Raw genomic sequence first — 23,531 nt, 5'->3', positions numbered from 1 at the left:
CAGGGGTCGCGAACGTAGGGTGGTGCAAGTCGAGGTCTTCCGGCGGACGGGCAGTGTGAGAACTTCCATCCTGGAAGACCTCGACGTCTATCCGCGAACCACCCGCTGGCCCTCGACTACACCCTCAACTGCGAAGAGCCCGTATACCTCGCACGATGAAGATGCACGCATAGGTGCGCTATCTGCAACACCCTCTGACAGCTCGGAACAGAACACGCCAGCCGCACTGGCTGCGTGACTACAACCTGTCACCTATCCGTGCAGCAGACCCAACTGTTGGAATCCTCTAATACACGACGAGGCACCGAAATCGATCGTTTTCGGCAGCCGCGGCGCGGTCGACCTAGCTTGCCGCCGGAAACGTGTACCGGTTGGACACCCTCACCGCTTGCCGGGATCAGTCGTCATCATTGTCACCATCAAGGTCTTCGAGCACCTCGAACGGGGACTCAACGTCTCCGCGCCATGCTTCGATCCCCTCACGGATTGCGAGGAATGCGACGACGAGCGCGGCGACGGAATCAGCCCACCACCAGCCGAACAGTGAGTTCAAGACGAGGCCGATAAACACAGCGCCGGAGAGATAGATACACAGGATGAGCTGCTTGGCGTCAGCCATCACGCTTTTCGAGTCGAGCTCCTTGCCGGTGCGGACTTCGAACCACGCGAGGAGCGGCATGATGATCAGGCTCAGTGCAGTGATCCCGAGTCCGAGCGGGCTGTGATCGGGTCCTTCCTGGCTGATCAAAGCCATTACCGCGTCGACTGTGACATAGGCCGCGAGAGCGAAAAACGCAATGCCGATCGCGCGAACAGTGACCTTCTCCCAGCGCTCGGGATCCTTTCGGGTGAACTGCCAGGCAATCGCCGCCGCGGATAGGACTTCGACGACCGAATCCAGACCAAACCCGATCAGCGCGGCCGATGACGCGAGTGAGCCAGCCCAGATAGCCACAATCGCTTCGATGACGTTGTAAGAGATCGTGAACCCGACGATGAAGCGGACACGGCGATGAAGCTTCGATCGCCGGGCGTCAGTCAGTTGAGCGCTCATACGGCGGCTCCCGTCTCGCAGCACCCGGGCACCGTGCAGGAGGCATCCAGGCACGGTGCCTGCTCGTCGACGGCCAGAGTCGCGTCGACGAGCGCGACGAGCGCGACGGCCAGGTGCGGGTCGGAAATCTTGTAACGGGTCTGGCGGCCTTCCGGTTCTGCGACGACGATTCCACAGTCCCGAAGACAAGTGAGATGGTTCGACACGTTCGACCGTGACAATTCCAGCGATCGCGACAGCACCGCCGGATAGCTCGGACCGTCGAGCAGAGACATGAGGATGCGAGAACGGGTGGGATCGGCCATGGCGCGGCCGAGCCTGTTCATCACATCAAGACGCGAGGCAATAGTCAGCATGTAGTGACTATACAGCGAATGATGACCATCATGTAACCTTGGGGCGGCTCTGCGAGCTAGACCGCGCCGAAAACGATCGATTTCGGTGGGCTGATGGAAGTTGCCTACCGCAAATGCGACACGCCGAGGCTCGACGCGCCGTAACCCCCTGCCGAAACCCAAACGCACCGAAACGGGTGGTGTACCGTTTGCGGCTGAAGATCTGTCCATGAACCGCGTGGGGTCAAGGCGTGGGGTTTTCACCGTCCGGACGACGTCGTTCGAGGGTCAGCCGGACTATCTGACTCATCTGTCCCAGCTTCTCCTCCGCTGCCCGGATGCTGATCTCGATTCCCTCGAGTTCGCCGAGCCACCCCATGCGCTTGGCCTCCGCGCGTCGCTCGTGCAGATTCGCGAGGATGGTCTCGAGGCGGTGACGTTGCGCCGGGTCGGGGCGGAGCATCGGGCAGCGGATGCACGCGTGCTCATGAATACAGGGGGTTCCGTAGCCGCGTGAGCAGGATCCGAGTTCGACCTTGCGCTTGGAGAAGTGCGCGTGGAACTCCTCGAGCTCAGTCGGCGATGGGTCGCGGTAGTCCTCCGCTGGCCTCAGCGACCGGCGGCGATCGACGAACTGCCGGAAATGCCGGGCAACGTCTTCGTCGAAGACCGCCGCGTAGCCCTGGGTGGTGGAGATGTTCAAGTGCCCCATCACCTTGGCGAGGATGTGCACGGGGAGCCCGGATCGCAGCGCGTCCGTCGCAAACAGTCGCCTGAAATCGTGCGCAGTCAGACGAGTCTCAGGGCTGTCGAGGCCCGCCGCTCGCACGGCGTATGCGACGAAGTTCTTGAATGCCGCAGGGGAGAACACCCGCCGTATATCGCCGTCTTTCCACTGAAACAGAAATGGCAACGGTGGGGAGAACTCTCGCTCGAGCGAGTCGTAGCGGATCACGAGCGGGACCTGACGTTCATCGCCGCGCGCTCTTTGCCTGAGGCGAGCGAGAACGTGTGCGAGTTCGGGTGAAACGAGGAGCACGCGTTCTCGATCGGATTTCGACGGGACAACCTGTAGCAAGAGCATCTTCTCACCTGTCGATGCTTCGTAGGTGAACAAGGCGGTTGCCGTGAGCTCCGAGACTTCTTCCTGCCGCATGCCGGTCTCGTGCATGACATGGACGATCGCCCAGGACCAGAATGCTCGCTCCGCGATCCGTGCCTGGAGGATGCGGGTGTCGGTCGCGAGATCCAGAATCGGAACTGCCGTCATGGACACCCCGGGACCCGCACCCGTTTCACGAAGGTACGCTCGTCCAGCCCATTCGAATCGCTCTCCGAGAGGGGCCGCGGTCGCCGCGAGCAGAAGTGACTCCTGATGCTCGAGGTCTGCGTCGATGGCAGCCAGGAGCTTCGGGACGCTAGGGGCGATCTTGCGGACGCGCTGGTGGTGAGCTGCGATCACTCGCCGTCTATGCTTCTGGTGGCCTGCGGTGTCGATCTGAGTCACGATGCTCGCGGTCGACCAGGTCGCCCAGTAGGCGTCATGGGTAGCCCACACCGCGATGTCGAGGTACATCGCGCGCACTGCGAACAGGGTGCGGTAGCGGTTTTTCAGGCGTCCGACCGATTCGGTTTTCCACCACTCTGCGATGTCTGGCGCGATGCGCAGGTCGGCTTGCTCGGGATTGCGCGAGCGGATCTCCATCCAGAAGTTCCGGAGCAGCTCGGTCGACATCGCCTGCAGAGTGGGGTAGTCCACGCTTGGTGCTCGAGACTTGAGGTAACGTGCGAACATCTCTGCGACGGCGGGCGGCTCGATCTTGTTCCTCGCGACCATCGCCGCGGCGTCCGGCCTCGGCGGCTTCGCGAGCTGCCGAAGAGGCGGCAGGGCCAGCGGAACAATGCCGAGCTGTTTCAGGATCTCGAGTGCGTCTGCGAGCCCGCGGCGGATGGGTTTGCGGGCAACCGCGGCGAAAGCCACGACGTCGTCCGCCGTGATCTCTCTCAGATGTTTGCCCGTCGCCGCCTGGAGGATGAGGACCGCTCGCAACGTGTCTCGTGCAGCATCCGTGGGGAAACCTTCGAGCGACCATGGCGAGAAGCCGTTGAGGCGGATGCGACCTACCCGGTTCAGGAACTCTGCACTCGGTCGAAGTGCGTCGAGGCGAATGAAGATCGACACCGCTACGCCTGGACTCGTGCGGAGCTCGCGAGCGACGTCGTTGAGGCCGGGGAAGGCGTCGTACCAGGTCAAGCTCGGCAAGTTCTCGACCCCGCTGGCGTCCCAGCGCCGTTGCCAAGTCTCGCCGGGGAAGGTCATCAGCGTATCGATGAAGATCTGAACGATCGGGCGATAGTCGCTCCGGATTCCATCGTCGTACGGCGTGTGAGGAATCGCGGCGTTGAGGAACACGCCGGGGCGTGATCGTCCTCGGGACGGCTGTCGATGTCGACGGAGTTGCGGCGCTGTAAGCGGCGCTTCGATCGGGTCTTCCGTCTCGATGAGGTCTTTCACCATGATGCGTCCCCCAGAAGTTCGTCAAGATCGGAGCTGTCGTAGGTCAACCCCGGAGCCTCCGGCGTGGGCTTAGGCTCTGACCGCGCCAGAAGGTGCTGAGCGACGCGCTCGATGACGTCGTCGTCATGCTGTTGGAGGTACTCCTGGGTCGTGGACAGATGCAGGTGGCCGAGAATGCGTTGGATGTCGCTGAGTGTCAGAGCGGGGTCGTTGGACATCCGCACCGCTGCAGTGTGCCGAAGGCCGTGAAGGCGCAACTTCGCATCTATCTCGAGGCCGACCCTGTTGAACATCGCTCTGGCAGCGTCATACCCGAACGGCCGATACGGGCGTCGATTCGTCCACCACACCGGGTTGCCCTTCGCGAGTAAATCGGGCGGCAGCGACTCTTGGTACAGCCGCAGCCACAGGAACGCGTTGGACGAGGCTGGCAGCGCCTGCTTTGCGCGAGAGCCCTTCCGCTCAACAGTGATGCGCTGGGACCCCGGGTCGACGTCTTCGAGAGTCATGCCGAGCAGCTCTGAAGGGCGGGCGGCGCTGGAGAGGTAGAACTCGACGAGCGCGCGATCCCGCGCATTGTTGATGGTTTGAAGGATCTCGGCGACGCGCGACTCCACGATCAGTCGAGGCGCCGTCTTCGGGACCTTCTGACGAAAGTCGGCCCGACGGTCACGTCGGAACGCCAGTTCAGGGTTGTGGTGAGCGTTCAGCCGCTGGCCGCTCTGGGCACGGCGCGCAGGTACGGGATTGATGATCGGACCGCGCTGTTGCGCAAGCTGATAGTCGTAGAAGGCCGAGATCACGGCGAGGTTGTGATTCAGCGTCCGAGGCGAGAGCGGCCGAGCGCTCAGAGCCGAAGGTTGGCGACAGGCGAGCACGAAGTCGCGCACTGTTTCACGTGCTGCACGTTCCCAGTTCTCGCGCTCAAGTGCGAGATGACGAAACCATCTCAACAGCCCGTACGCGTACGACCGGCAGCTCGATTCAGCGTTCCCACGTGCCCAGAAGTCGAGCATGAAGTCCGAGACTGCCGCGATGACCTCGCCATCACCATCGATGACAGCCCAGAAGGGAGGGTCATCGAGGGCCAGCACGGCGCCGACGCGAGTTCGCTTCTCCATCTGATCGAGCATCGCACCGAGGACCGACAGGAGAGCGGCTTAGTTCGGTATACACACCTTCTCCATCCGGGCGTTGATGATCGGCACCTTCGGCCGGCTGGCAGGCCTGTCCCAGTCCCACCGGGCGAGCTCGAGCTCACGCTCGACGACATCGTCGACGAGTCGCTCGCGGACGATCGGCGCCGCCTGTGTGGGCGCGATCGAGTAGCTGCCTGCCCAGTCCTCGGCGCGGCCGCCATCGGCGACGAACTCCCGGATCAGCTCGTCGGTCTTCTTGTCCATCGCGAAGCGCCCGCACATGCCCTGATCCTCTCACCGGCCACAGACGCTCGCTCAGCGGCGTCGACGCATCACCCGCGGGTTGAACGCCACCGAGGCGTGCGCGGCGCGCACGTGCGGCCGTCGGGAGCCCTCCGGGAGGGTGTAGCGGCCGTAGGCGATCACGTGCCGGCCGACGAGCGTGCCTGCGTCCGTGATCTGCAGGCGTGCGAGGTTCTTCTTGTCGACGAGGATCGCTACCTGGTTGGCCGCGTCGACGAGGCGCAGCATGAGCCCGTCCCACTGCGTGCGCGTGTAGCCGGCGACCCTCCCCCAGATGATGAGATCCGTGTCGAGCCGTGTGGCGATCGCCGCGTCGTGTGCGTGCACGATGACCTGATCGGCCGGCACCGGATCCTGGGTGCCGAGGACGAGCTCGAGGCCGGCCGGCATCGTGTCGGCGATCAGGTTGACCAGCATCGTCGAGAACGAGCGCTGGTCGGCGCTGTCCGCCTCCTGCTGGCTCGGCTCAGTGCGGTATCGGCGGGTCAGCTGGCCGGGCCGCTTCGAGTCTGGACGTCGACGCCCGTCCGGGCCGGTGGAAGACTCTGCGATGCCGAGGCGCATCCGCCACCGGACAGGCCTGGTGCCCTGTGGGTGCTCGTGGCCGGCGTCGCCCGGGCGGTCCCTCGAGCGTTCCGATCCCTCGTCGCACCCTTCGCCATGGTGAGCGGCGAACGCCGCGGCACGTTTCGTGCTCTGCAGCGACGTCGCCCACACCTTGGCGCCGCACTCCGAGCCGTCGCGCAGTTCACCCGGGCACCAGAGATCCGGGAGCACGGCGAGACCGCGGACCTGGTCGATCGTGACCGGGTTCCCCTCAGAGTCCAGCGCGGCGTCCAACGTCTCCCCTACTCGTCGACGTCGCGATCGGCTTCCCGCGCGAGCTCGTCGGCGAAGGCCCGCGTGATCGCCTGCTCATCGGGCAGCGCCTTCTGAGCCTCCGGGGTGAGCTGGTAGCGGCTCACGGCCATCGGCTGGTTGGATCCGGCGAGGGCGTAGCGGACGACGGTGTCGCTCTTGTCCGCGACGAGCAGGATGCCGATGGTCGGCTGGTGCTTGTCGCGGATCCGGATGCGGTCGTCGACGACGGCGACGTAGAAGCCGAGCTGCCCGGCGTCGCGCGGATCGAACTTCGTGACCTTGAGCTCGACGACCACGTAGCGCAGCTGCTCCACGTGGAAGAACAGCAGGTCGACGTAGAAGTCATCGCCGCCGATGTCGAAGTGCACCTGGCGGCCGACGAACGCGAGACCGGGGCCGAGCTCGCGCATGGTGTCGAGGATCCGATCGACCATGCGCTGCTCGAGCTCACGCTCGGAGGCGTCGCCGTCGACGGCAAGGAACTCGAGCGCGTAGGGGTCCTTCGTGATCTCCTGAGCGAGCTCGGAGTCGACGCGCTCGAGCGCGCCGGCGAAGTTGGTCGGCGCAGCTGCCTCACGCTCGTGGAGCCTGGTCGCCAGCTGGTGCGTGAGCACCGCGCGAGTCCACCCGTGATGAGCGGCTTTCGCGGCGTACCAGTCCCGCAGCCCGTGGTCGTCGACCTTGTCGAGGATCAGGGTGAGGTGCGTCCACGGCAATTGTCCAGCAGCCTGCTGGACGAATAGCTCTTCCTCCGGCCATGCCTCTGCGACCCGTCGCATGTAGAAGAGATTCGCTCGCGAGAACCCCTTCATCGACGGGAACTCCGCGCGCAGATCCGCGGCGAGCCGGTCGATCACCTTGGCTCCCCACGCCTCCTGCAGCTGGCGGTCGACGATCGTGCTGCCGATGCGCCAGTACAGCCGCATCAGCTCGGTGTTCACTCGCCGCTGCGCCTGGTAGCGCGCGGCGTGCACCTGCTGCTTGAGCGCCTCGAGCGTGGCAGCGTAGTCATCGGGCACCAGGTCTGTCATGGTTCCACCGTAGACAGGGAGCCACGTTAGGAACGGCTCCCTGTCTACGAGGCCGCGGACTTGAGGCGTTGAGTGCGTCGGTGCTTGATCCAGAGCGCCGAGGCCGTGTAGATCGTGCAGGTCGCAGCCCCGACGATGTACACGGCCTCCGCTCCGGCACTCGAGGCGAACGGGACTGCGCCGACGAGCATCGCGCCGTAGGCGCCAACGGGGACGAGAGGCCACCAGGGTGGCCCATCATCGAGTACGAGGCGAGTGAACTCTGTGGTGGCGCGGCGCGCGGTGTGCTCGAGGCGTTGCCGCGCCTGTCTGATCTCTGGGGTGACGGGGTGCTGTTCCTTGCCCCGTGCGGATAGCAGTTGAGTGGCTATTTGGGCCTCTCTGGCGCGGTATCGTGCACGGGTAGTGCGGGTGTAGCTCCATGCGACCAACCCGGTGACGCACACCCCCGCTGTGACGATGAGCGCGTTGAGCAGGTCCATGATCGGAACCCTACGACGAGGGTCCGACACTCCTCCCCTGCGCGGCTGTCTCGACTCCGTTCGCGAAGGCCAGGGCGGGCCGGCGCAGGACTGTGACTGCGATCGCGCCGAGGATCGCGAGTCCGAGGAGCGCGATGGCGGCGATAGGCAGGCCGATGGCGCCGAGCCATCCGGCGATCGGGTAGCTGATCAGGAAGCAGCCGTGGGAGAGGGCGAATTGGGCGGTGTAGACCAGGTTGCGGTTGGCGGGGGTGGATGCGGCGGCGAGGAGCCGCGATGAGGGGGTGTTGATCAGTGAGGTGCTGGCTCCGAGGAGCGCCCAGGTGGCGAGCAGTGCCCACCATCCCTCCCCCGTCGATACGGCGACGACCGTCACGGTGACCGCGGCGACCATGGCGGCGACGAGGAGCCATGCACCGATGCTCATGGTGCGGAGCACCCCGATTCTGTCCACGATCCAGGGAACGTTCAGCGCGACGATGAGCGATCCGACACCGTACGCGCCGAGTGCGAGGGCGAGCGCGGCGTCGTCGAGGTCGAACACGCCCTTGGCGTAGACGACGGAGTTGACCAGGACGATCGCGGTGCCGGCTGCGACGACGATGTTGGCGGCCATCAGGAAGCGGAGGGTGGGGGTGCGGGCGAAGACGCGTAGGCCGGTGGGCAGCCGTTCCCAGAAGGTGCTGGTGGTCGCGTCCGGGGTGTGGGCGGGGAGGCGGGCGATGAGGACGAGGGTGGCGGAGGCGGCGAAGCCGAGCGCGGTGCCGATGAACAGGTTGTTGTAGCTGATCACGGTGAGCAGGGCTGCAGCGATGACGGGGCTGAGGATCGAGTCCAGGTCGTAGGCGAGGCGGGAGAGCGCGAGCGCACGGGTGTACTGCTGGGGGTCGGGCAGCACGCTCGGGATGAGCGATTGGAACGCGGGGGTGAACGTCGCGGACGCGGATTGCAGCACGAACACGAGCAGGTAGATCTGCCAGGTGTCCTGGACGAAGGGCAGGGTGAGCGCGATCGCGAGTCGGACCGCGTCGGCGCCGACCAGAACGGCCTTCTTGGGGAGCCGGTCTACGAGCGCTGCGACCAGGGGTGCGACGCCGACGTAGGCGATCATCTTGATCGTCAGCGCGGTGCCGAGCACCGATCCGGCAGCGTCACCGGCGATCTCGAACGCCAGCAGCCCGAGCGCCACGGTGAGCAGCCCGGTGCCGACCAGGGCGATGACCTGAGCGAAGAACAGCGCCCGGTACGTCCCGTTGCGCAGGACGGTGATCATGACGACTCGGGTCGGGTGGTGTCGGCTTCGGTGTGGTGATGCGGAACGGTGCCGCCGAGGGAGTGCTCTGCTTGGAAGATCGCGTCCGTGACGAGCTGGCGGGCGTGTTCGTCGGCGAGGGCGTAGAACACGCGGGTGCCGTCTTGCCGGGTCGTGACCATGCGAGCCAGCCGCAGCTTGGCCAGGTGCTGGGAGACGGCAGCCGGCGACTTGTCGACGATGTCGGCGATGTGGTTCACGGACAGCTCCCCCGCCCCCTCCAGCGCAAGGATGATCCGCACGCGGGTGGCGTCGGCGAGCATCGTGAAGACCTCGACAGCGAGCTCGACGTAGAGACTGTCGGGGTCCCGACCGCATGTCTTGTTATCTGCATCCATACGCAGATTATTTCATACGGAGACCGCGGCCGGCAGCTGCCGGTGATGCTCAGTCGAGGTGTCGGGCGCGGTGCAGGAGGGCGTCCATGCCGAATTCGAGATGTGCGGTGACGTTGTCGCCGAGGAAGAGTGCGCGGATGCTGGTGAGGGCGGGGAACGAATGCGAGGCAAGTTCCTGCTCGAAGCGGTGGGCGCCGTCCTCCGGGGTGGTCTGTTCCTCGTGGACGAGGCCGACCACGAGGTAGTTGAGGCTCCAGAAGGTGGTGACGGCGAGGTCGGGGTCGACGCCGGCATCGAGCAGAGCGGCGATCACCGCCTCCCCCAGGCGCAGGGTGTTGGTCTCGGAGACCCGCGTGCCCGAGACGAGGTGCGCGCCGTCGCGGTGATTCAACAGGACCTGACGGTAGCGGCGGAAGATCTCCTTGACCCGGTCGATCGGCGGGTGCGGGAGGTCGTCGAAGGAGAGCTCCCCGAGGATAGCGTCGGCCATCAGGTCGAGCAGGCGCGCCTTGCTCCCCACCTGCAGCGACACCGAGTTGAGGTGGACGTCAAGGTGTCGGGCGATCCCGCGGAGGGTGATGGCGTCCGCTCCGTCGCGATCGAGCAGGAGCAGGGCGGCGTGGATGACGTCGCGGCGGGACAGTCGGTCGGCCACAGGTTTCTCCTCCGGAGTTGGTCACTGACCAACATTGTAGTAGCTTGGTCACCGACCAAGAGTGTTGGTCACTGACCAAGTCGAGGAGTAGGCATGGGTGCGGGTCACAATCACGGTGCGCCAGCGACCGAAGCGGGAGCGCCCGGGGATCACCGGGCACGTCTGTGGGTCGCGTTTGGTCTGACGGCGACGATCGTGGTCGCGCAGGCGATCGGGTCCGTCGTCACCGGCAGCCTGGCGCTGCTGACGGACACCGCCCACGCGATCACCGACGCATCCGGACTGCTGGTTGCGCTGATCGCGGCGACCCTGATGCTGCGGCCGGCCAACCCGAAGCGGACCTGGGGGTTCCGGCGGATCGAGGTGATCGCCGCGCTCGGGCAGGCCGCGCTGCTGCTGGTGGTCGGCACCTACGCCGCCATCGAGGGCGTCCGGCGTCTGTTCGAGCCGCCGGAGGTTGCCGCCGGCGAGATGCTCGTGTTCGGCATCGTGGGCCTTGCCGCGAATGTCGTCGCGATCGTGATCCTGTCGTCGAGCCGCGGCGCGAACTTCAACATGCGCGCCGCGTTCCTGGAGGTGATCAACGATGCACTCGGCTCCCTCGGAGTGATCGTGGCCGCGATCGTGATCGCCACGACCGGTTTCCAGCAGGCCGACGCGGTGGCGGGCCTCTTGATCGCGGCGCTGATCGTGCCGCGCGCGATCATCCTGATGCGCGACACCACCCGGGTGCTGATGGAGTTCACCCCTGCCGGTCTGGACCTGGACGAGGTGCGCCGCCACATCCTCGAGCTCGAGCACGTCACCGATGTCCACGACCTGCACGCGTCGACGGTCGCGACGGGTCTGCCCACCCTGACCGCCCACATCGTGGTCGAGGATGAGTGCTTCACCGATGGGCACGCCGCGGAGGTGTTGCACGAGGTCCGCGAATGCGTGGCCGGGCACTTCCCGGTGTCGATCCAGCACTCCACGTTCCAGGTCGAGACCGCCCACCTCACCGAGGACGAATCGGCCCTCGTCCGGCACGAGTAACGCCGTCTCCGGAGGCAGCATCATTCACGAGGCGATCGCTACGAGCTGCTCAGCGACGCTGCCGGGAATCCGGTGGCGGCGCACCGCGGTCAGGGGGCGGGTCAGCGGCTCGCCGTCCGTCGGAACGAGGACGAGCCGGCCGAGCACGAGGTCGTCGCGAACGACCTGACGGCTGAGCACGCCTGGCGCAGTGCCGGCACGGATCGCCGAGCGCACGGCCGCCGGGGTGGCCAGCTCGAGCTGGGCCGGTGCGGGATCTCGGTCGAGGCGTTCGTGGATGATGTGCTCGAGCGCGTCCCGAGTGCCGCTGCCCGGTTCGCGGGTGACGAGTCGCGCAGCGGCGAGCTCGTCCAGTCGGACCGGCCTCTCCCATTGCGCCCAGGGGTGAGTGGGGGCGACGAGGACGGCGAGCTCGTCGACGCCGAGGTCATCCAACTGCAGGCCGGTCGGGAGCACGGGGGTCTCGATGAAGCCCAACTCCACCTCGCCGCGCCGGACCTTGTCGATGACGCCCGCGCTGTTCTCCGTGAGCAGGTCGACCGCCGTGGGCGGGCGTCCCGCGCTCTGCTCCGCGTCGCGGAGCCGGACCAGCCAGCCCGGAAGCAGGACTTCAGCGATGGTCTGGCTCGCCGCGACGCGCAGCCGCGCCGGGTGGGTCGCGGTGAGAGTCAGTAGTCCGGCTGCGAGGCGGTCATGTGCAGCGAGTACGTCCCCGGCCCAGCTCGTGATCAGGGCGCCGGCGTCGGTGAGCGTGGAACCGCTGATGCCGCGGTGGAGTACGGATACGCCGATCGCGTCTTCCAGCGAGCGGATTCGGCCGGATACGGCCTGCTGGGTGAGGCCGAGCACGCGGGCCGCACCGGCGATGCTGCCGGTGTGGCCGACCTCGACGAGCGTGCGCAGCAGCTCGGCGCTGGGTGCTGTCGGATTCGATGCCACAAGTCCATCTTGTACCCACCCCGGCTCCGGTTCGTTTCCCCGGTGACGGTGAGCGGCCAGAGTCGATGCCGTGACCGGTTCTCCTCTTCTCCGTTTCCTTGCGGCCGTCCGGCGCCTGGCGCCGGGATTGGGGCTGGCTGCGGCGATCGCCGCAGCCGCGACGGTGATCGGATCGCTCGTCCCGCTGGTGGGGGCAGCGGTTCCCGGGCTGCTGATCGGCGCGGCGATCGGCGCGGTGCGCCGGCCTGGGGCACGGGTGCGGCCGGGGATCGACTTCGCCGCGAAACGGGTGCTGCAGACCTCTGTCGTGCTGCTGGGTACGCAGTTGTCGGTTCTCGACGTCGCCCGCGTCGGCGTCGCCGGGCTACCGGTGACGGTGGGGACCCTCGCGGTCGGTCTCGCCGCCGCCTGGGCTCTCGGTCGCGCCCTGCGTGTCGGCGGGGACACGACGGTGCTGATCGGTGTGGGGACCGGGGTGTGCGGGGCGTCGGCGATCGCCGCGACCGCGCCGGTGATCGGAGCTGCGGCAGCCGATGTCGCGTACTCGGTCAGCACGATTTTCGCGTTCAACATCGCCGCGGTGCTCATCTTCCCGCTGGTCGGGCATCTGCTGGGGATGAGCCAGGCCGGCTTCGGACTGTTCGCCGGCACGGCGGTCAATGACACCTCTTCGGTTGTCGCCGCCGCGGCGGCTTACGGGCCGGTCGCCACGGACCACGCGATCGTGGTCAAGCTCGTGCGGACGCTGGCGATCATCCCAATCACCCTGGTGCTTGCCGCGGTGACGCGACGCCGCGACCGATCGCCCGGCGTGCCGCGCCCGGCGGCGCGGGGGCTCTGGGACGTGGTGCGGCTGGTCCCGTGGTTCCTCGTCGGGTTCGTGCTGATGGCCGTGCTTAACTCGCTCGGCCTGGTGCCCGCTGCGGCGCACCCGCCGCTGTCGGCGGCAGCGGGATATCTGATCGCGGTCGCCCTCTCCGCGATCGGGCTGTCGGTGGATCTCGCGGCGATGCGCCGCGCCGGCTGGCGGCCGCTGCTGCTCGGCGGCTCGCTGTGGGTCGTGGTGAGCGTGACCAGCCTGGGGTTGCAGGCCGTCACCGGCAGCACCTGATCGTCACGGCCGCGGACGGGCGTGTCAGTCGGTGTAGCGACCGTCCTCGATCTCTGCCAGCAGGCTCGGACGGGTGGGGGACCATCCGAGCCTGCTGCGGGCGCGCGCTCCGCTGGCCTGCTGGTCCAGCAGCAGCGCCTCCCCGAAGGCGCCGAGGCGCGCGATGGTCGCCTCGGCGGACTCGGGCGTGACCTGGCCGTCGAGCCCGCGGGTGCGGCTCGCGGCTTCCCCGAGCTCGCGCACGGTGGGGTTCTGGCCGCTCGCGGCGAGGTAGACCGAGCCGTGCGGGGCCTGCTCGAGCGCGAGCACGTAGAGGTCCGCGAGGTCGTCGACGTGCACGGTGCCCCAATGCTGGGAGCCGTCGCCGACGAGCTGCACGCCGGGCGGGGTTCCGGTGTCATCGGCGCGGGTGACGGTGTTGGGGATGCCGTCGCCGTGTCCGTACACGATCGCCGGCTCTACGAGGATCGCGCGGATGCCGGGGGTGGCGAGGATGCGTTCGTCGATCTCCGACCGCCAGGCCACCAGCGAGGGTGGGTTGTGCGGGGTGTCCTCGGTGAGGTTCGCGCCGGGACCGTGGATCCAGATGCCGCCGGTGCGGACGAACACGGCCTCGCGATCGCCGAACCCCGCCAGCACTGCGTCAGCGAACTCGACCTCGGCGTCCCGGCTGGTCGCATCGCCCGGGCTGGCCGTGTGGACCACCGCCTCAGCATCGCCCGCGAGCCGTGCGATCAGGCCGTGATCGCGCATATCCCCGAGGACCGGGCGAGCGCCCACCGCGCGGGCTCGGGCGGCACCGTCCTCACTGCGGACGAGCGCGGTGACCTCGTGCCCGTTCCCTCGCGCTGCGGCGAGGACGGCCGAGCCGATGAACCCGGTCGAGCCGGTGAGAAGCACGTGCATGATGATCCTTTCCAGCGATCGGGGACCCGATCATCCGAGTCCTCGGGGATGTTGCAGCGGGAGGGCAGCGACGGTGGGGTGGTCGACGCCGAGGACGCCGGTCTTGGCGGCACCGCCGGGTGAGCCGAGCTCGGTGAAGAACTCGACGTTGACGGTGTAGTAGTCCGCCCACTCGTCGGGGAGGTCGTCTTCGTAGTAGATCGCCTCGACTGGGCAGACGGGTTCGCAGGCGCCACAGTCGACGCATTCGTCGGGGTGGATGTAGAGCATCCGGTCGCCCTCGTAGATGCAGTCCACCGGGCACTCGTCTAAGCAGGCGCGGTCGGTGACGTCCACGCAGGGCAGTGCGATCACATAGGTCATCGGGGGTCTACTCGGTGACGTTGATGATCATGGTGAGCCCGCCGGCGCCGTCGGTCTCGACGTTGTTGTTGGTGGTGTGGTGGTTGATGTGGCAGTGGATGAGCCATTTGCCGGGCTCGAGCGCGTTCCAGATCACGTCGTAGCGTTGACCGGGCCCGATGTTGATGGTGTCGGCTTTGAATTGTTGGTCTTCGGCGAGGGCTTCGCCGTCGCGGGCGACGACGGTGAACGGGCCGCCGTGGATGTGCATCGGGTGGATGCCGACGGTGTTGGAGCCGATGAAGCGGACCTTGAGGGTCTCGCCGATTTTCATGTCGATGGTTTCGGTGGCCGGGTACGCCTTCCCGTTGATGGTGAAGTAGTTCGGCATTCCTCCTTCCATCGGCATCGCCGGGTAGGTCAGGCCTTCTCTGTTGAGCCATTCCTGCAGCTGGATCGTGTAGTCGTGATCCGCCGCGGGCTGCTGGGACGGGTCGGCCGGGTCGATGATGAGTGCCCCGTACAGGCCGAGCGCCTGCTGCCGGTCGGCGTGGTCGTGGGAGTGGTAGAAGAAGGTGCCCCATTGCTTGACGGTGTACTCGTAGCTGTACGTGGCACCGGGCTGGATCGGGTCCTGGGTGATGCCGGCGGGGCCGTCCATCTCGTTGGGGACGTCCAGGCCGTGCCAGTGCACGGTGGTGGTCTCGTCGAGCTTGTTGGTGACGTCGATGCGGATCCGGTCGCCTTGGGTGAAGTTCAGCCGGGGCCCAGGCACCTGTCCGTTGTACGCATATGCGTCGACGGCGACACCGGGGAGGATCTCCCATCGGATCAGGGAGACGGTGAGCTCGTAGATCTTCACGCCGTCCTCGATCCGGGAAGGCTCGAGGACCTCGTCCCCGCGGGTGTCCACGTCGTAGGAGCTGGTGACGTCCCGCGGGTCGACCGCGGCCATGTCCTCCATTGCCTCGGCGGGAGTGTCGCGGGTCATGACCATGCCCGGCGGCATGATCAGACCGCCGACGTCTTCGGCGCTGAGGGTCATGTTGACCGCGTTGGCGGGGGCGACCATGCCCACGATCAGTGCGATCGTCGCGAACGAGGCGACGACGGTCAGCTGCGGGACGGTGACCTTACTCGTCCCGCGGGGCTGATGCTGCTCATGCTCGGACGGCGGCTGCGCCTCGTCACGCCCCGCCCCGGATCCGGCGGCCATCGCCGCGTGCCCGGCGTGTTCGGTCTGCGGATCGGTGGCCGGCTCCTTGCGTTGGGTCATCAGCCCGTGCTTGATGCCCTTCTTCACCATCCACACGTTGGAGGGGTAGGCCAGCGCGAAGCCGGCGGCGACGCCGACGGACATCACACCCCAGAAGATCAGTTCGGTGGGGACCATGGCCCGCATGTCGCGGCCCATCATCAGCAGCGACATCACCGGCGCCATCCCGGCCATCATGAAGTTCATGCTGATGAACTCCGGCAGGAACGAGCGGCGCACGTTCTGCCAGTAGGTGCCGCCCATCATGTTCTTCATGAACAGGGCCTGGAAGATGAACAGCCCGAACGCGAAGCCGGCGATGTACTCGATGATCAGATCCAGCCACATCGGCAGGCCCAAGGTGGAGACGATCACCGCGGCGGCGATGATGCCCGTCGCGTCTCCGGCCACGCAGTGGATGGTCGATCCGATGCCCTGCTTCCACAGCGGCTTGGTGAACTCCTCGTGCTCCCCCGGCCGTGGCTCCTTGTCCGCCAGGACGTACAGCAGCGCACCGACGGGCCCGAGGTAGAGGGTGACGAGGATGAAGCCCCACTTCATCACGGTGGGCTCGGGGTTGTTGCGGAACTGGTCGACGCCGACCCAGACGGTGCTGATCGCCACCAGGACGAACCAGCCGACCAGGAAGTAGTCGATGGGTTGGATCAGCATGATGTTCCCTCCGCTGCGCGCCGAGCGCGGAGCGGCTCGAACCCGAATATCCCTCCTCATAGCGTACCCCCGCAGGGTATATCGAGGCCAGGTAGTTAGGCTGGGGCGATGGGGAGACGAACGCGCCGGTTCTTCGCCGTCGCGGGTTGTGTCATGGTGCCCGCGACCACGCTGTCGGGGTGCTTATAGACACGGTGATCTGGGGCGCGGCCGGCGCTGAGGTGATCGCGACGACGGAGGAACTTATCGCGGCAGCTGCGGTCGGAGAGGGTGAGTCGTTCGCGTGTGCGGACCATGACCCTGAGTTGCGGGAGCCGGAAGACTGGGCGGGCCTGTCCGCTGAGGAACCGGAACGCTTTGTCGCCGAGTACCGGCCCGATCAGGCCCCGCTCACCCCAGAATGGAGCATCAACCCTGTCGCTTCCTCCCGACCGGGTCGCCTCCGGGGTGGAGTTCCCGGGCGACGTGTTCTACCAGGAGACGGACGACGGACTCTGCCTCGTCGACGTCGCCTGGTCGACCGTCGAATAGTCACTGGTATCCCGCAAGACCATCGGCACGGGTCACAGGGGCAGCGTGACCCCGCCGATGAGGGTCTGCAGGGCGGAGATCAAGGTCTCCCAGATCCCGCTGGCCATGAGGATCCCGACCAGCACCAGGGCCACCCCGCCGGTGATGTTGATGACACGGATGTGTGCCCGCAGGATCGTCACCGCGGCCGCGGCCCAACTGAATCCCGCCGCGAGGAGGATGAACGGGAGCCCGAGCCCGATGGCGTAGCTTGCGGTGAGGATGGCCCCGCGCGCTGCGGAGGCGGTGGTCATGCTCAACGCCGAGATCGACGCGAGGGTGGGCCCCAGACACGGCGTCCACCCCAGCCCGAAGGCCACACCGACCAGAGGGGCGGTCGCCAGACCGGGCCGTGCCGGCGGGGACCACTTCAGGGTGCGTTGCAGCGGACGGAAGACGCCGATGAAGGTCAAGCCCATGCCCAGCACGACCAGCCCGAGGACACGGGTCACGATCGACTGCCATTGGATCAGCCAGGCCCCGGCGGATCCGAACGCGGCGCCGTACAGGACGAAGAGTCCGGCGAACCCCAGGACGAACAGCACTGCCCCGACCACGGGTGCCCAGCGTGATCTGTGCACGGTGTTCCCGGTGATGAGTCCGAGGTAGCCCGGCACGAGGGGCAGGACGCAGGGCGACGCGAAGGAGAGGGCACCGGCGGCTGCCGCCAACGGTAACGCGATCCACAGCGCGCCGGTGCCGATCGGGTCGGTCATGTGCGGGTTCCGGAACCGGGGCGGCGGCGGCCGGCCATGATCGCGCCGGCCATCAGAAGCAGCGCTCCCATCGGATAGCCGGCGGCCAGGTCGAGCCATCCTGGTGGCTGTCCGATCCCCAGCACGTCCAGATGCGCCAGCCAGTGGGAGATCACCACCAGGGCGCCCAGGCCCAGCAGCGCCTGGCCTGCATGCACTAGGCGGCGGTGGCGTCTCCAGAGCCGTTGGGTTTCCGACGGATCGGGGGTGCCTTCGCGGGATGGGGTGGTCTTCTTGCTCATGTCGCTCCTTGATGGGTGTCGTGGTTCGTTCCGGCAGGTCACAGCCCGGAGTAGGAGTGCAGGCCCTTGAAGAAGACGTTGACGATGCCGAAGTTGAAGATCACCGCGGTGTAGCCGATGATCGCCAGCCAGGCCGCGGCTCGTCCGGACCATCCGCGGGTGGCCTTCGCGTGGATGTATGCCGCGTAGATCACCCAGATGATGAAGGTCCACACCTCTTTGACGTCCCACCCCCAGAACCGGCCCCATGCGCGTTGCGCCCAGATCGCCCCGGCGATCAGGGTGAACGTCCACAGGATGAAGCCGATGATGATGAGCCGGTAAGTGAACCGCTCGAGGTCCTCAGGCGGGGGCAGCAGCCGCCGCAGCCGACCCGTCGTGGGTGTGTTCGGGACAGTCCGCGCGCTCCACAACTGCGCGATGCTGGCCAGGCAGGACAGGCTGAAGAATGCGGTGGCGAGCAGTGCCACGAGCACATGGATGATCAGCCACGCCGACTGCAACGCCGGGGGCAGCGGGATCGCGGGGACATAGAACAGGGCGGCCGCCGCCCCCATCAGCAGGGTCGCGCCACCGAGGACCGCGACCCCGAGCACGGTGACGTACCGCACCCGCCGAGCCACGACGAGGAACAACAGGATCAGGAACAGCACACCGGTGACGGAGAACTCGTACATGTTCGCCCACGGGATCCGTCCCGCCGCGGCCGCCCGCAACCCGAGAGCGGCCAGGTGGAACACGACCCCGATCACGGTCAGCGCATACCCGGCGCGTTGCGGCACGGAGCGTGCCCGTGCCACGGCGGGGCGGGTCAGCGTCGTGACGGACCCGACACTGCTGGCCTGCGCGGCGTCGACGTGAGCGCGTGGGGCCGGGCGGGATAGGCGTGCCGTGGCCGCCAGGAGGTAGCTGATCAGCGCGGCGACGTAGAGGGCGATCGCGGAGTACAGGGCAACCTGAGAGAGAGAGTCGAGGTAGGTGTTCATGTGTCCTTCTCCTGCGGGGGCGGTGGGGGGATGATCCTGGCGGTGAGGTCGCGGACAGCGGCTTCCAGGCCCGGGTCGTGCCCGCGGGCCAGGCCTGCCACGTCGATCCGGGTGGTGCCGGCGGTGGGGGTGAATCGCACCCAGATCCGTCTGCGCGGCACGAACAGTGCCGCCAGCACGCCCGCCAGGGCGGTCAGGGCGGCGGCGAGAACGACACCCTGGATCGGGTCGGAGGTGAGCTCGAACGAGGCGAACCGGCGGATCTCGGAGATCTCGATGCTGCCCAGGCCGTCGGGGAGCTGCTGCGAGACGCCCGGGGTGAGCGTGAGGGCGGCGGCGGGCGCCCCCGGTCCTGCCAGCTGGGTCATCTTCGAGGTGTCCAACCGGTACGCGTTGGAGGCCGTGGTGTTGTCCAGTCCCAGGTCTCCGCTGTAGACGTTCAGTGTGACGACCGGATCGGTCAGGATCGGCAGGGCGGACGCGGCGGCCCCGCTTCGGGTCGTCACCGGTGTCGGGTAGAGGAATCCGGTCATCCCGATCTGCTCGCGAAGACCGTCGGGAACCTTCACGACGCCGAGGCTGGTCAGGTTGGCGTCCTGCGGCAGGAACGGGATCATGTCGTCGAAGACGACGTTGCCCCGAGGGTCCTTCACGATGATGCGGGGCGCGTAGCCGTTTCCCAGCAGGTAGATGTTGGTGCCGTTGATGTCGAGCGGCTCGTTGACCCGAATGTTGGCGGTGCCCGGTGTGGCCGTGTCGTCTGGCCGGGTCACCGACACCCGGGCGTCGTACCCGCGAGGCATCCCGAACGCGGCCGGGTTGTCGGTGACGTAGGTGACGGTGAGCTTGTCGAGGGTGAGCGCGAACGGGGTGAGACTGTCGTCGCTGACCAGGGGGCCCGCCGTGTAGGTGTCGTAGGCGAGCCGGGTGTTGGTGAACGACTGGCCCTCCACGAGCACCCGCTGGCCGGTGTGGCGGAGCCCGCTGCCCACGGCGAGGGCGATGATCGCGACGGTGATCGCCACATGGAAGAGGATGTTGCCGGTCTCGCGAAGGTAGCCCCGCTCGGCGGCGAGCGACAGCTGACCGTGGTCGCCGGGGTAGGCGTGCACCCGGTATCGGAAGCTCCGCAGGGTGCTCCATGCGGTGGCGTGCAGATCCGTGAGGGCCGCGTCGGAGCGTGCTGTCACATGAACGGGCAGGCGATCCATATTCGTGGGGGTGCGCGGTGGTGGCGCGGTCAACGCGCGCACGTGGTAGCGGATGCGGGGGACGAGGCATCCAATCAGCGAGACCATCAGCAGCAGGTAGATCGCGGAGAACCAGGGCGAGGTGTAGACATCGAACGCGGAGAACATGTCCAGTACCCGCGCCCCGTTCGGGTCGCGGGTGAAGTACTGAGCGACGCCGTTGGGGTCCGCGCTGCGCTGCGGAACCAGCGACCCCGGGATGGCCGCAACGGCAAGCAGCAGAAGAAGCACCAGGGCGGTGTTCATCGACGTCAGCTGACGCCACGCCCAACGAGCCCACCCTCCCAGAGACAGCTTCGGTGACGCGACCCCTCTCACGGAGGTCGCCTCGGTGTCGCCGGTCTTCGTCGTCATCGTGAGCTGCCCCGTCTCACTCCGCGACGACCCGGTCCACCAGCGCATCCAGGATGGCCTGGTCGGGCAGCTGCCCCACCACACGCGCGGCCACGCGCCCGGTGCGGTCGAGGACGAGGGTGGTGGGCACGGCGTTCGGGGCGATCTTGCCCCGGAAAGCGAGCTGCACCGCACCGCTGCCCTGGTCGAGAATCGACGGGTACGGGATGTCGAACTCCCGCTCGAAGCTGCGTGCCGTGTCCGCGGAATCACGCACGTTGACGCCGATGAAGTCGACGGGCTCGGCCGCGTACTTCGCGGCCGCCGCGGACAGCAGGGGCGCCTCCACTCGGCAGGGCGGGCAGGCCGCGTACCAGAAGTTGACCACCACGACCCGGCCGGTCGACGTCGACGACGTGTAGTCGCCACCGGTGTCGAGCGGCCCCCCGAAGTCGATCGCCTCCTCACGGGCCTTCGGCGGCAACTCGGCGATCCGGTCGTCCAACGCGGAGGTGGGTTGGCGTTGTGACGCGAGCCCTTCCAGCCCCGAGGGCTGTGCCGCGCACCCGGACAGCAGGATCGCGGCGAGAACGGGGGCGGCGAGGAACGCCGCCTGACGGGCGAACGGCAAAGACATGAGATCTCCGTGACTTCTGAGCGGAAGATGCGACAGGGCAGCCGCGACGTCCCGTGTCGCAGGGGCGCCAGGCGCGCGGAAACACAACCCCATAGAGGGGGCGACGTCGGGATGGTTCGCGGGTTGCTAGGAAGAAGCGCCGCGCGAACCGCTCAGGCTCACGTCCGGCTGATGCAGAGAGACTGCAGGGTTATCCCCGGGCCGCGGGTGGACGGCTCCCCCACCTGGGGGGCCAGGACGTCCAGCATCTCGGCCGGGACGAATGCCGCAGCAGGCACCGCCACCGGCCCCGCATCGGAGGCGAGCGCGGACGGGCAGGTCGAGTCCGTCACCGACACATCGCAGGGGAGCATGCAGGCATCCGAGCCGGTATCCGTCCCGGAGATCGTCGGCCCTGCCGGCGACGAGACGGCGACCGACACCGTCGCCGGGGCCGCCGCATCCGCGCCGATCGTCGACACGGCACCGGGCAGGATGTGTGCGAGGAGGATCGCGACGGCGGCGACGATGAGGCACAGCAGGACACCGGTATGCGGCCGGGTCGTCCTCGCTGTCACGCGCATCTTGCTGCCTCGATCGGTGGAGGATGAACCTCATCACCTGGAAGAACTGATCTTGTGCAGAGGGTAACAGACCACCTGATGCGTCTCCGGGATCGGCTCAGCCGCCATGCTGCGAGCATTCGCGGCATGCGGAGGGCAGCCCCCTTTCTCCGCACAGTCAGCCCCTAACCTGCATTGCTAAAGTGGGCGCCATTATGACGCCGACGCTGCACCCGCGGGAAACTCTCCGCCGTGGCGAGCAGCGCTTGATGATCAAGATCATCGCGACGCTCGGGCTGGCGCTTGCTCTCCTGGTCGGCGGCTGGTCGACAGCTCACGCCGAGGGGGAGATTCCCGGCACCGCGGACACGGTGAGCACCACCACCGGGGCCGCGGAGCATGGCCCCGACATCGGCTCGGGTGCCGCAGCGGCGATCAACGATGACGGGATGCTCGGGGCGGCGTCCTGCATGATCGGGGTGCTCTGCACCTTCCTGGTGTTCGTTCTCGTGCGGGTGGTCGTCTTCCGCGCCCGGCGGGCCTGTCTGCTCACCTCTCGGCCCATCCGTGCATCGTTGCCCCGGTGGGCGCTCCCCCCGAGCCTGTCCTCGCCTCCTTCTCTCACCCAGCTGTCGATCTCCCGAACCTGATTCCCGGCCCGCTGCCCGCAGGGCAGCGCCCTTCACCCGCCGTCACCGGCGGTGTCAGTGATGTGCCGTTTCAGGTTTGGAGTGTTCCATGAATGTCCCTTTGAGGGCGGTTCCCGTCGCCGCCGTGACCGCAGGCCCACCTGCACGCCGCATGCGGGTGATGGTGCTCGAGCAGTCCCGTCGGGGTGTGCGATGACGGGGGCCGGTCTCTCGCATCGCCGGGCGATCATCGTCGGTGCCGGGCAGGCCGGGCTGGCCGTCGCGGCGGCGCTCATCGCGGAGGGGCTACGGCCGCAGCAGGATTTCGTGGTGATCGACGCCGCCCCCGAGGGGCACCGCAGCTGGGCCAGCCGGTGGCACTCGATGGTGCTGCTCAGCGACGCGCGGCGTAGCGGGTTGCCGGTTCAGCCCGTCCCGGGAGATCGGCGGCGGCATCCGCGGGCCGATGAGATCCTCGACTATCTGGAAGGCGTGCAGGCCGGGCTCGGAGTGAAACCCGTGTGGGGCGTGCGCGCACTCGACGTGCGCTATCGCGGCTCGGGCACCGCGTTGATTCTCGCCACCACGGAGGGCGAAATCCAGACCCGCAACATCGTCTGCGCCACCGGGGCCGCTGCCCGTCCTCGCCTTCCGGAATGGGCGGCGAAGCTCAAGCCGCCGGGCCTGGTGATCCACAGCAGCGACTACCACTTCCCCCGACAGGTTCCTGCCGGCGACGTGCTGATCGTCGGCGGCGGGAATAGCGGCTGCGAACTCGCCCGTGAGCTCGCCGGCTCCCACACGGTGACGCTGGCCACCCGGACCCCCAGACGACACCGCCCCGTGGCCAGGTATCCCTCGGGACCCCCCGGGCTGTTCGCAGGGGCCACGCGAGAGCAGCCCCCGGAACCGGTCTTCGGGGATAGCTATCAGGATCTCCGACGATCCGGGATCACGCTGGCACCCGCCGTGACCGGGACGGACGGTGCCACCGTGACTTTCGCTGGCGCCGCCGGGCCCGCCCGTGTCGGGTCCGTGATCCTCGCGACCGGGTACGAGCCGGGGGATGACTGGCTGCCGGAAGATGTACGCACCGAGCGGTCACGCCGTGCCCTGACTGCTTTGCCGGGCCTGTTCGTCGCAGGATTCCCTGCCTACAGTTCCCGCCGCAACACGAACACGTTGGCCGGGGTGTGGCGGGATGCCGCAGCCATCGCCAGACACATCATCAACCGCCCGTGAGGAGCACCCCATGACCGACCCCGCCCTCTGCCTCGACCCGGCTCGTATCACGGAGTT

General features: G+C 67.5%; 25 protein-coding genes. 4 read left to right on the top strand and 21 right to left on the bottom strand.

The window, feature by feature from the left end; translation table 11 throughout:
* Positions 1–397: 397 nt before the first annotated feature.
* The 11 genes from Q0568_RS12165 to Q0568_RS12115 form a co-directional block, all read right to left on the bottom strand.
* Positions 398–1,054 carry a cation transporter gene (locus Q0568_RS12165; RefSeq protein ID WP_298866861.1) on the bottom strand — a complete coding sequence of 219 codons (657 nt, stop codon included), beginning with the start codon at positions 1,052–1,054 and terminating at the stop codon, positions 398–400.
* Entirely contained in the window at positions 1,051–1,410 is a 360-nt protein-coding gene (locus Q0568_RS12160) for a metalloregulator ArsR/SmtB family transcription factor (RefSeq protein ID WP_298866859.1), read from the bottom strand. The genes Q0568_RS12165 and Q0568_RS12160 overlap by 4 nt, the downstream gene beginning before the upstream one ends.
* Positions 1,411–1,633: 223 nt before the next feature.
* Positions 1,634–3,907: a site-specific integrase gene (locus tag Q0568_RS12155; RefSeq protein ID WP_298866857.1), complete on the bottom strand. Its 2,274-nt coding sequence runs from the start codon at positions 3,905–3,907 to the stop codon at positions 1,634–1,636.
* Positions 3,901–5,028, bottom strand: a complete 1,128-nt coding sequence (locus tag Q0568_RS12150) for a tyrosine-type recombinase/integrase (RefSeq protein ID WP_298866855.1) — start codon at positions 5,026–5,028, stop codon at positions 3,901–3,903. Before Q0568_RS12150 ends, Q0568_RS12155 begins: the two co-directional genes overlap by 7 nt.
* 39 nt (positions 5,029–5,067) lie before the next feature.
* Positions 5,068–5,328, bottom strand: coding sequence for an SOS response-associated peptidase family protein (locus tag Q0568_RS12145; protein WP_298866854.1), 261 nt, complete (start codon positions 5,326–5,328; stop codon positions 5,068–5,070).
* 33 nt (positions 5,329–5,361) lie between these two features.
* Positions 5,362–6,189, bottom strand: coding sequence for a hypothetical protein (locus Q0568_RS12140; protein WP_298866853.1), 828 nt, complete (start codon positions 6,187–6,189; stop codon positions 5,362–5,364).
* An 8-nt stretch (positions 6,190–6,197) separates the two neighbouring features.
* The gene (locus tag Q0568_RS12135) at positions 6,198–7,241 is read right to left on the bottom strand and encodes a PDDEXK nuclease domain-containing protein (RefSeq protein WP_298866852.1); all 1,044 of its coding nucleotides are present in this window, start codon (positions 7,239–7,241) and stop codon (positions 6,198–6,200) included.
* Between the two features lie 44 nt (positions 7,242–7,285).
* Entirely contained in the window at positions 7,286–7,723 is a 438-nt protein-coding gene (locus Q0568_RS12130; RefSeq protein WP_298866850.1) for a hypothetical protein, read from the bottom strand.
* Positions 7,724–7,733: 10 nt separating this feature from the next.
* Positions 7,734–8,996, bottom strand: coding sequence for an MFS transporter (locus tag Q0568_RS12125; RefSeq protein WP_298866848.1), 1,263 nt, complete (start codon positions 8,994–8,996; stop codon positions 7,734–7,736).
* Positions 8,993–9,373 (bottom strand): metalloregulator ArsR/SmtB family transcription factor, encoded by a 381-nt coding sequence (locus tag Q0568_RS12120; protein ID WP_298866846.1) that lies wholly within the window; start codon positions 9,371–9,373, stop codon positions 8,993–8,995. Before Q0568_RS12120 ends, Q0568_RS12125 begins: the two co-directional genes overlap by 4 nt.
* Before the next feature lie 49 nt (positions 9,374–9,422).
* Positions 9,423–10,028 carry a TetR/AcrR family transcriptional regulator C-terminal domain-containing protein gene (locus tag Q0568_RS12115; RefSeq protein ID WP_298866844.1) on the bottom strand — a complete coding sequence of 202 codons (606 nt, stop codon included), beginning with the start codon at positions 10,026–10,028 and terminating at the stop codon, positions 9,423–9,425.
* 93 nt (positions 10,029–10,121) lie between these two features.
* Here Q0568_RS12115 and Q0568_RS12110 point away from each other — a divergent pair, with 93 nt between their 5' ends.
* Positions 10,122–11,063, top strand: a complete 942-nt coding sequence (locus tag Q0568_RS12110) for a cation diffusion facilitator family transporter (protein ID WP_298866842.1) — start codon at positions 10,122–10,124, stop codon at positions 11,061–11,063.
* Between the two features lie 24 nt (positions 11,064–11,087).
* Here Q0568_RS12110 and Q0568_RS12105 read toward each other — a convergent pair whose 3' ends face one another.
* Positions 11,088–12,002 carry a LysR family transcriptional regulator gene (locus Q0568_RS12105; RefSeq protein WP_298866841.1) on the bottom strand — a complete coding sequence of 305 codons (915 nt, stop codon included), beginning with the start codon at positions 12,000–12,002 and terminating at the stop codon, positions 11,088–11,090.
* 70 nt (positions 12,003–12,072) lie between these two features.
* On the opposite strand from Q0568_RS12105, the gene Q0568_RS12100 reads away from it, so the two are divergent.
* On the top strand, positions 12,073–13,113 hold the full coding sequence (locus tag Q0568_RS12100) for a putative sulfate exporter family transporter (protein WP_298866839.1): 1,041 nt from the start codon (positions 12,073–12,075) through the stop codon (positions 13,111–13,113).
* Positions 13,114–13,137: 24 nt separating this feature from the next.
* On the opposite strand, the gene Q0568_RS12095 is transcribed toward Q0568_RS12100, so the two are convergent.
* From Q0568_RS12095 to Q0568_RS12055, 9 genes are all read right to left on the bottom strand, one after another.
* Positions 13,138–14,019: an NAD-dependent epimerase/dehydratase family protein gene (locus Q0568_RS12095; protein ID WP_298866837.1), complete on the bottom strand. Its 882-nt coding sequence runs from the start codon at positions 14,017–14,019 to the stop codon at positions 13,138–13,140.
* Positions 14,020–14,049: 30 nt separating this feature from the next.
* The gene (gene fdxA / locus Q0568_RS12090; protein WP_298866835.1) at positions 14,050–14,382 is read right to left on the bottom strand and encodes a ferredoxin; all 333 of its coding nucleotides are present in this window, start codon (positions 14,380–14,382) and stop codon (positions 14,050–14,052) included.
* Positions 14,383–14,389: 7 nt separating this feature from the next.
* Positions 14,390–16,288: a DUF4396 domain-containing protein gene (locus tag Q0568_RS12085; protein ID WP_298866833.1), complete on the bottom strand. Its 1,899-nt coding sequence runs from the start codon at positions 16,286–16,288 to the stop codon at positions 14,390–14,392.
* A 563-nt stretch (positions 16,289–16,851) separates the two neighbouring features.
* The gene (locus tag Q0568_RS12080; RefSeq protein ID WP_298866831.1) at positions 16,852–17,574 is read right to left on the bottom strand and encodes a cytochrome c biogenesis protein CcdA; all 723 of its coding nucleotides are present in this window, start codon (positions 17,572–17,574) and stop codon (positions 16,852–16,854) included.
* Entirely contained in the window at positions 17,571–17,855 is a 285-nt protein-coding gene (locus tag Q0568_RS12075; RefSeq protein WP_298866830.1) for a hypothetical protein, read from the bottom strand. The genes Q0568_RS12080 and Q0568_RS12075 overlap by 4 nt, the downstream gene beginning before the upstream one ends.
* 38 nt (positions 17,856–17,893) lie before the next feature.
* Positions 17,894–18,841, bottom strand: a complete 948-nt coding sequence (gene ccsB / locus Q0568_RS12070) for a c-type cytochrome biogenesis protein CcsB (RefSeq protein ID WP_298866828.1) — start codon at positions 18,839–18,841, stop codon at positions 17,894–17,896.
* A complete protein-coding gene (locus Q0568_RS12065; protein ID WP_298866826.1) occupies positions 18,838–20,445 on the bottom strand; it encodes a cytochrome c biogenesis protein ResB in 1,608 nt (535 codons plus the stop codon). The genes ccsB and Q0568_RS12065 overlap by 4 nt, the downstream gene beginning before the upstream one ends.
* A gap of 16 nt (positions 20,446–20,461) precedes the next feature.
* Complete coding sequence (locus Q0568_RS12060; RefSeq protein ID WP_298866824.1) at positions 20,462–21,061, bottom strand: TlpA disulfide reductase family protein; 600 nt, start codon at positions 21,059–21,061, stop codon at positions 20,462–20,464.
* 158 nt (positions 21,062–21,219) lie between these two features.
* Positions 21,220–21,618: a hypothetical protein gene (locus tag Q0568_RS12055; RefSeq protein WP_298866822.1), complete on the bottom strand. Its 399-nt coding sequence runs from the start codon at positions 21,616–21,618 to the stop codon at positions 21,220–21,222.
* A 200-nt stretch (positions 21,619–21,818) separates the two neighbouring features.
* On the opposite strand from Q0568_RS12055, the gene Q0568_RS12050 reads away from it, so the two are divergent.
* Together Q0568_RS12050 and Q0568_RS12045 are read left to right on the top strand one after the other, a co-directional pair.
* Positions 21,819–22,253 carry a hypothetical protein gene (locus tag Q0568_RS12050; protein ID WP_298866820.1) on the top strand — a complete coding sequence of 145 codons (435 nt, stop codon included), beginning with the start codon at positions 21,819–21,821 and terminating at the stop codon, positions 22,251–22,253.
* A 192-nt stretch (positions 22,254–22,445) separates the two neighbouring features.
* Positions 22,446–23,474 (top strand): NAD(P)/FAD-dependent oxidoreductase, encoded by a 1,029-nt coding sequence (locus tag Q0568_RS12045; protein WP_298866818.1) that lies wholly within the window; start codon positions 22,446–22,448, stop codon positions 23,472–23,474.
* Positions 23,475–23,531 lie beyond the last annotated feature (57 nt).

Origin of the sequence: uncultured Microbacterium sp., assembly GCF_937927635.1 — a bacterium.
GTDB lineage: Bacteria > Actinomycetota > Actinomycetes > Actinomycetales > Microbacteriaceae > Microbacterium.
This window is presented reverse-complemented; position numbering and strand designations above follow the sequence as displayed.

Coding starts and splice junctions, on each gene's coding strand:
- Q0568_RS12155 (WP_298866857.1), bottom strand. CDS start 3,907: ATGGTGAAAGACCTCATCGAGACGGAAGACCCGATCGAAGCGCCGCTT.
- Q0568_RS12045 (WP_298866818.1), top strand. CDS start 22,446: ATGACGGGGGCCGGTCTCTCGCATCGCCGGGCGATCATCGTCGGTGCC.
- Q0568_RS12160 (WP_298866859.1), bottom strand. CDS start 1,410: ATGCTGACTATTGCCTCGCGTCTTGATGTGATGAACAGGCTCGGCCGC.
- ccsB (WP_298866828.1), bottom strand. CDS start 18,841: ATGAACACCTACCTCGACTCTCTCTCTCAGGTTGCCCTGTACTCCGCG.
- Q0568_RS12125 (WP_298866848.1), bottom strand. CDS start 8,996: ATGATCACCGTCCTGCGCAACGGGACGTACCGGGCGCTGTTCTTCGCT.
- Q0568_RS12165 (WP_298866861.1), bottom strand. CDS start 1,054: ATGAGCGCTCAACTGACTGACGCCCGGCGATCGAAGCTTCATCGCCGT.
- Q0568_RS12060 (WP_298866824.1), bottom strand. CDS start 21,061: ATGTCTTTGCCGTTCGCCCGTCAGGCGGCGTTCCTCGCCGCCCCCGTT.
- Q0568_RS12075 (WP_298866830.1), bottom strand. CDS start 17,855: ATGAGCAAGAAGACCACCCCATCCCGCGAAGGCACCCCCGATCCGTCG.
- Q0568_RS12110 (WP_298866842.1), top strand. CDS start 10,122: ATGGGTGCGGGTCACAATCACGGTGCGCCAGCGACCGAAGCGGGAGCG.
- fdxA (WP_298866835.1), bottom strand. CDS start 14,382: ATGACCTATGTGATCGCACTGCCCTGCGTGGACGTCACCGACCGCGCC.
- Q0568_RS12085 (WP_298866833.1), bottom strand. CDS start 16,288: ATGCTGATCCAACCCATCGACTACTTCCTGGTCGGCTGGTTCGTCCTG.
- Q0568_RS12145 (WP_298866854.1), bottom strand. CDS start 5,328: ATGTGCGGGCGCTTCGCGATGGACAAGAAGACCGACGAGCTGATCCGG.
- Q0568_RS12065 (WP_298866826.1), bottom strand. CDS start 20,445: ATGACGACGAAGACCGGCGACACCGAGGCGACCTCCGTGAGAGGGGTC.
- Q0568_RS12080 (WP_298866831.1), bottom strand. CDS start 17,574: ATGACCGACCCGATCGGCACCGGCGCGCTGTGGATCGCGTTACCGTTG.
- Q0568_RS12120 (WP_298866846.1), bottom strand. CDS start 9,373: ATGGATGCAGATAACAAGACATGCGGTCGGGACCCCGACAGTCTCTAC.
- Q0568_RS12050 (WP_298866820.1), top strand. CDS start 21,819: ATGACGCCGACGCTGCACCCGCGGGAAACTCTCCGCCGTGGCGAGCAG.
- Q0568_RS12150 (WP_298866855.1), bottom strand. CDS start 5,028: ATGGAGAAGCGAACTCGCGTCGGCGCCGTGCTGGCCCTCGATGACCCT.
- Q0568_RS12135 (WP_298866852.1), bottom strand. CDS start 7,241: ATGACAGACCTGGTGCCCGATGACTACGCTGCCACGCTCGAGGCGCTC.
- Q0568_RS12130 (WP_298866850.1), bottom strand. CDS start 7,723: ATGGACCTGCTCAACGCGCTCATCGTCACAGCGGGGGTGTGCGTCACC.
- Q0568_RS12095 (WP_298866837.1), bottom strand. CDS start 14,019: ATGCACGTGCTTCTCACCGGCTCGACCGGGTTCATCGGCTCGGCCGTC.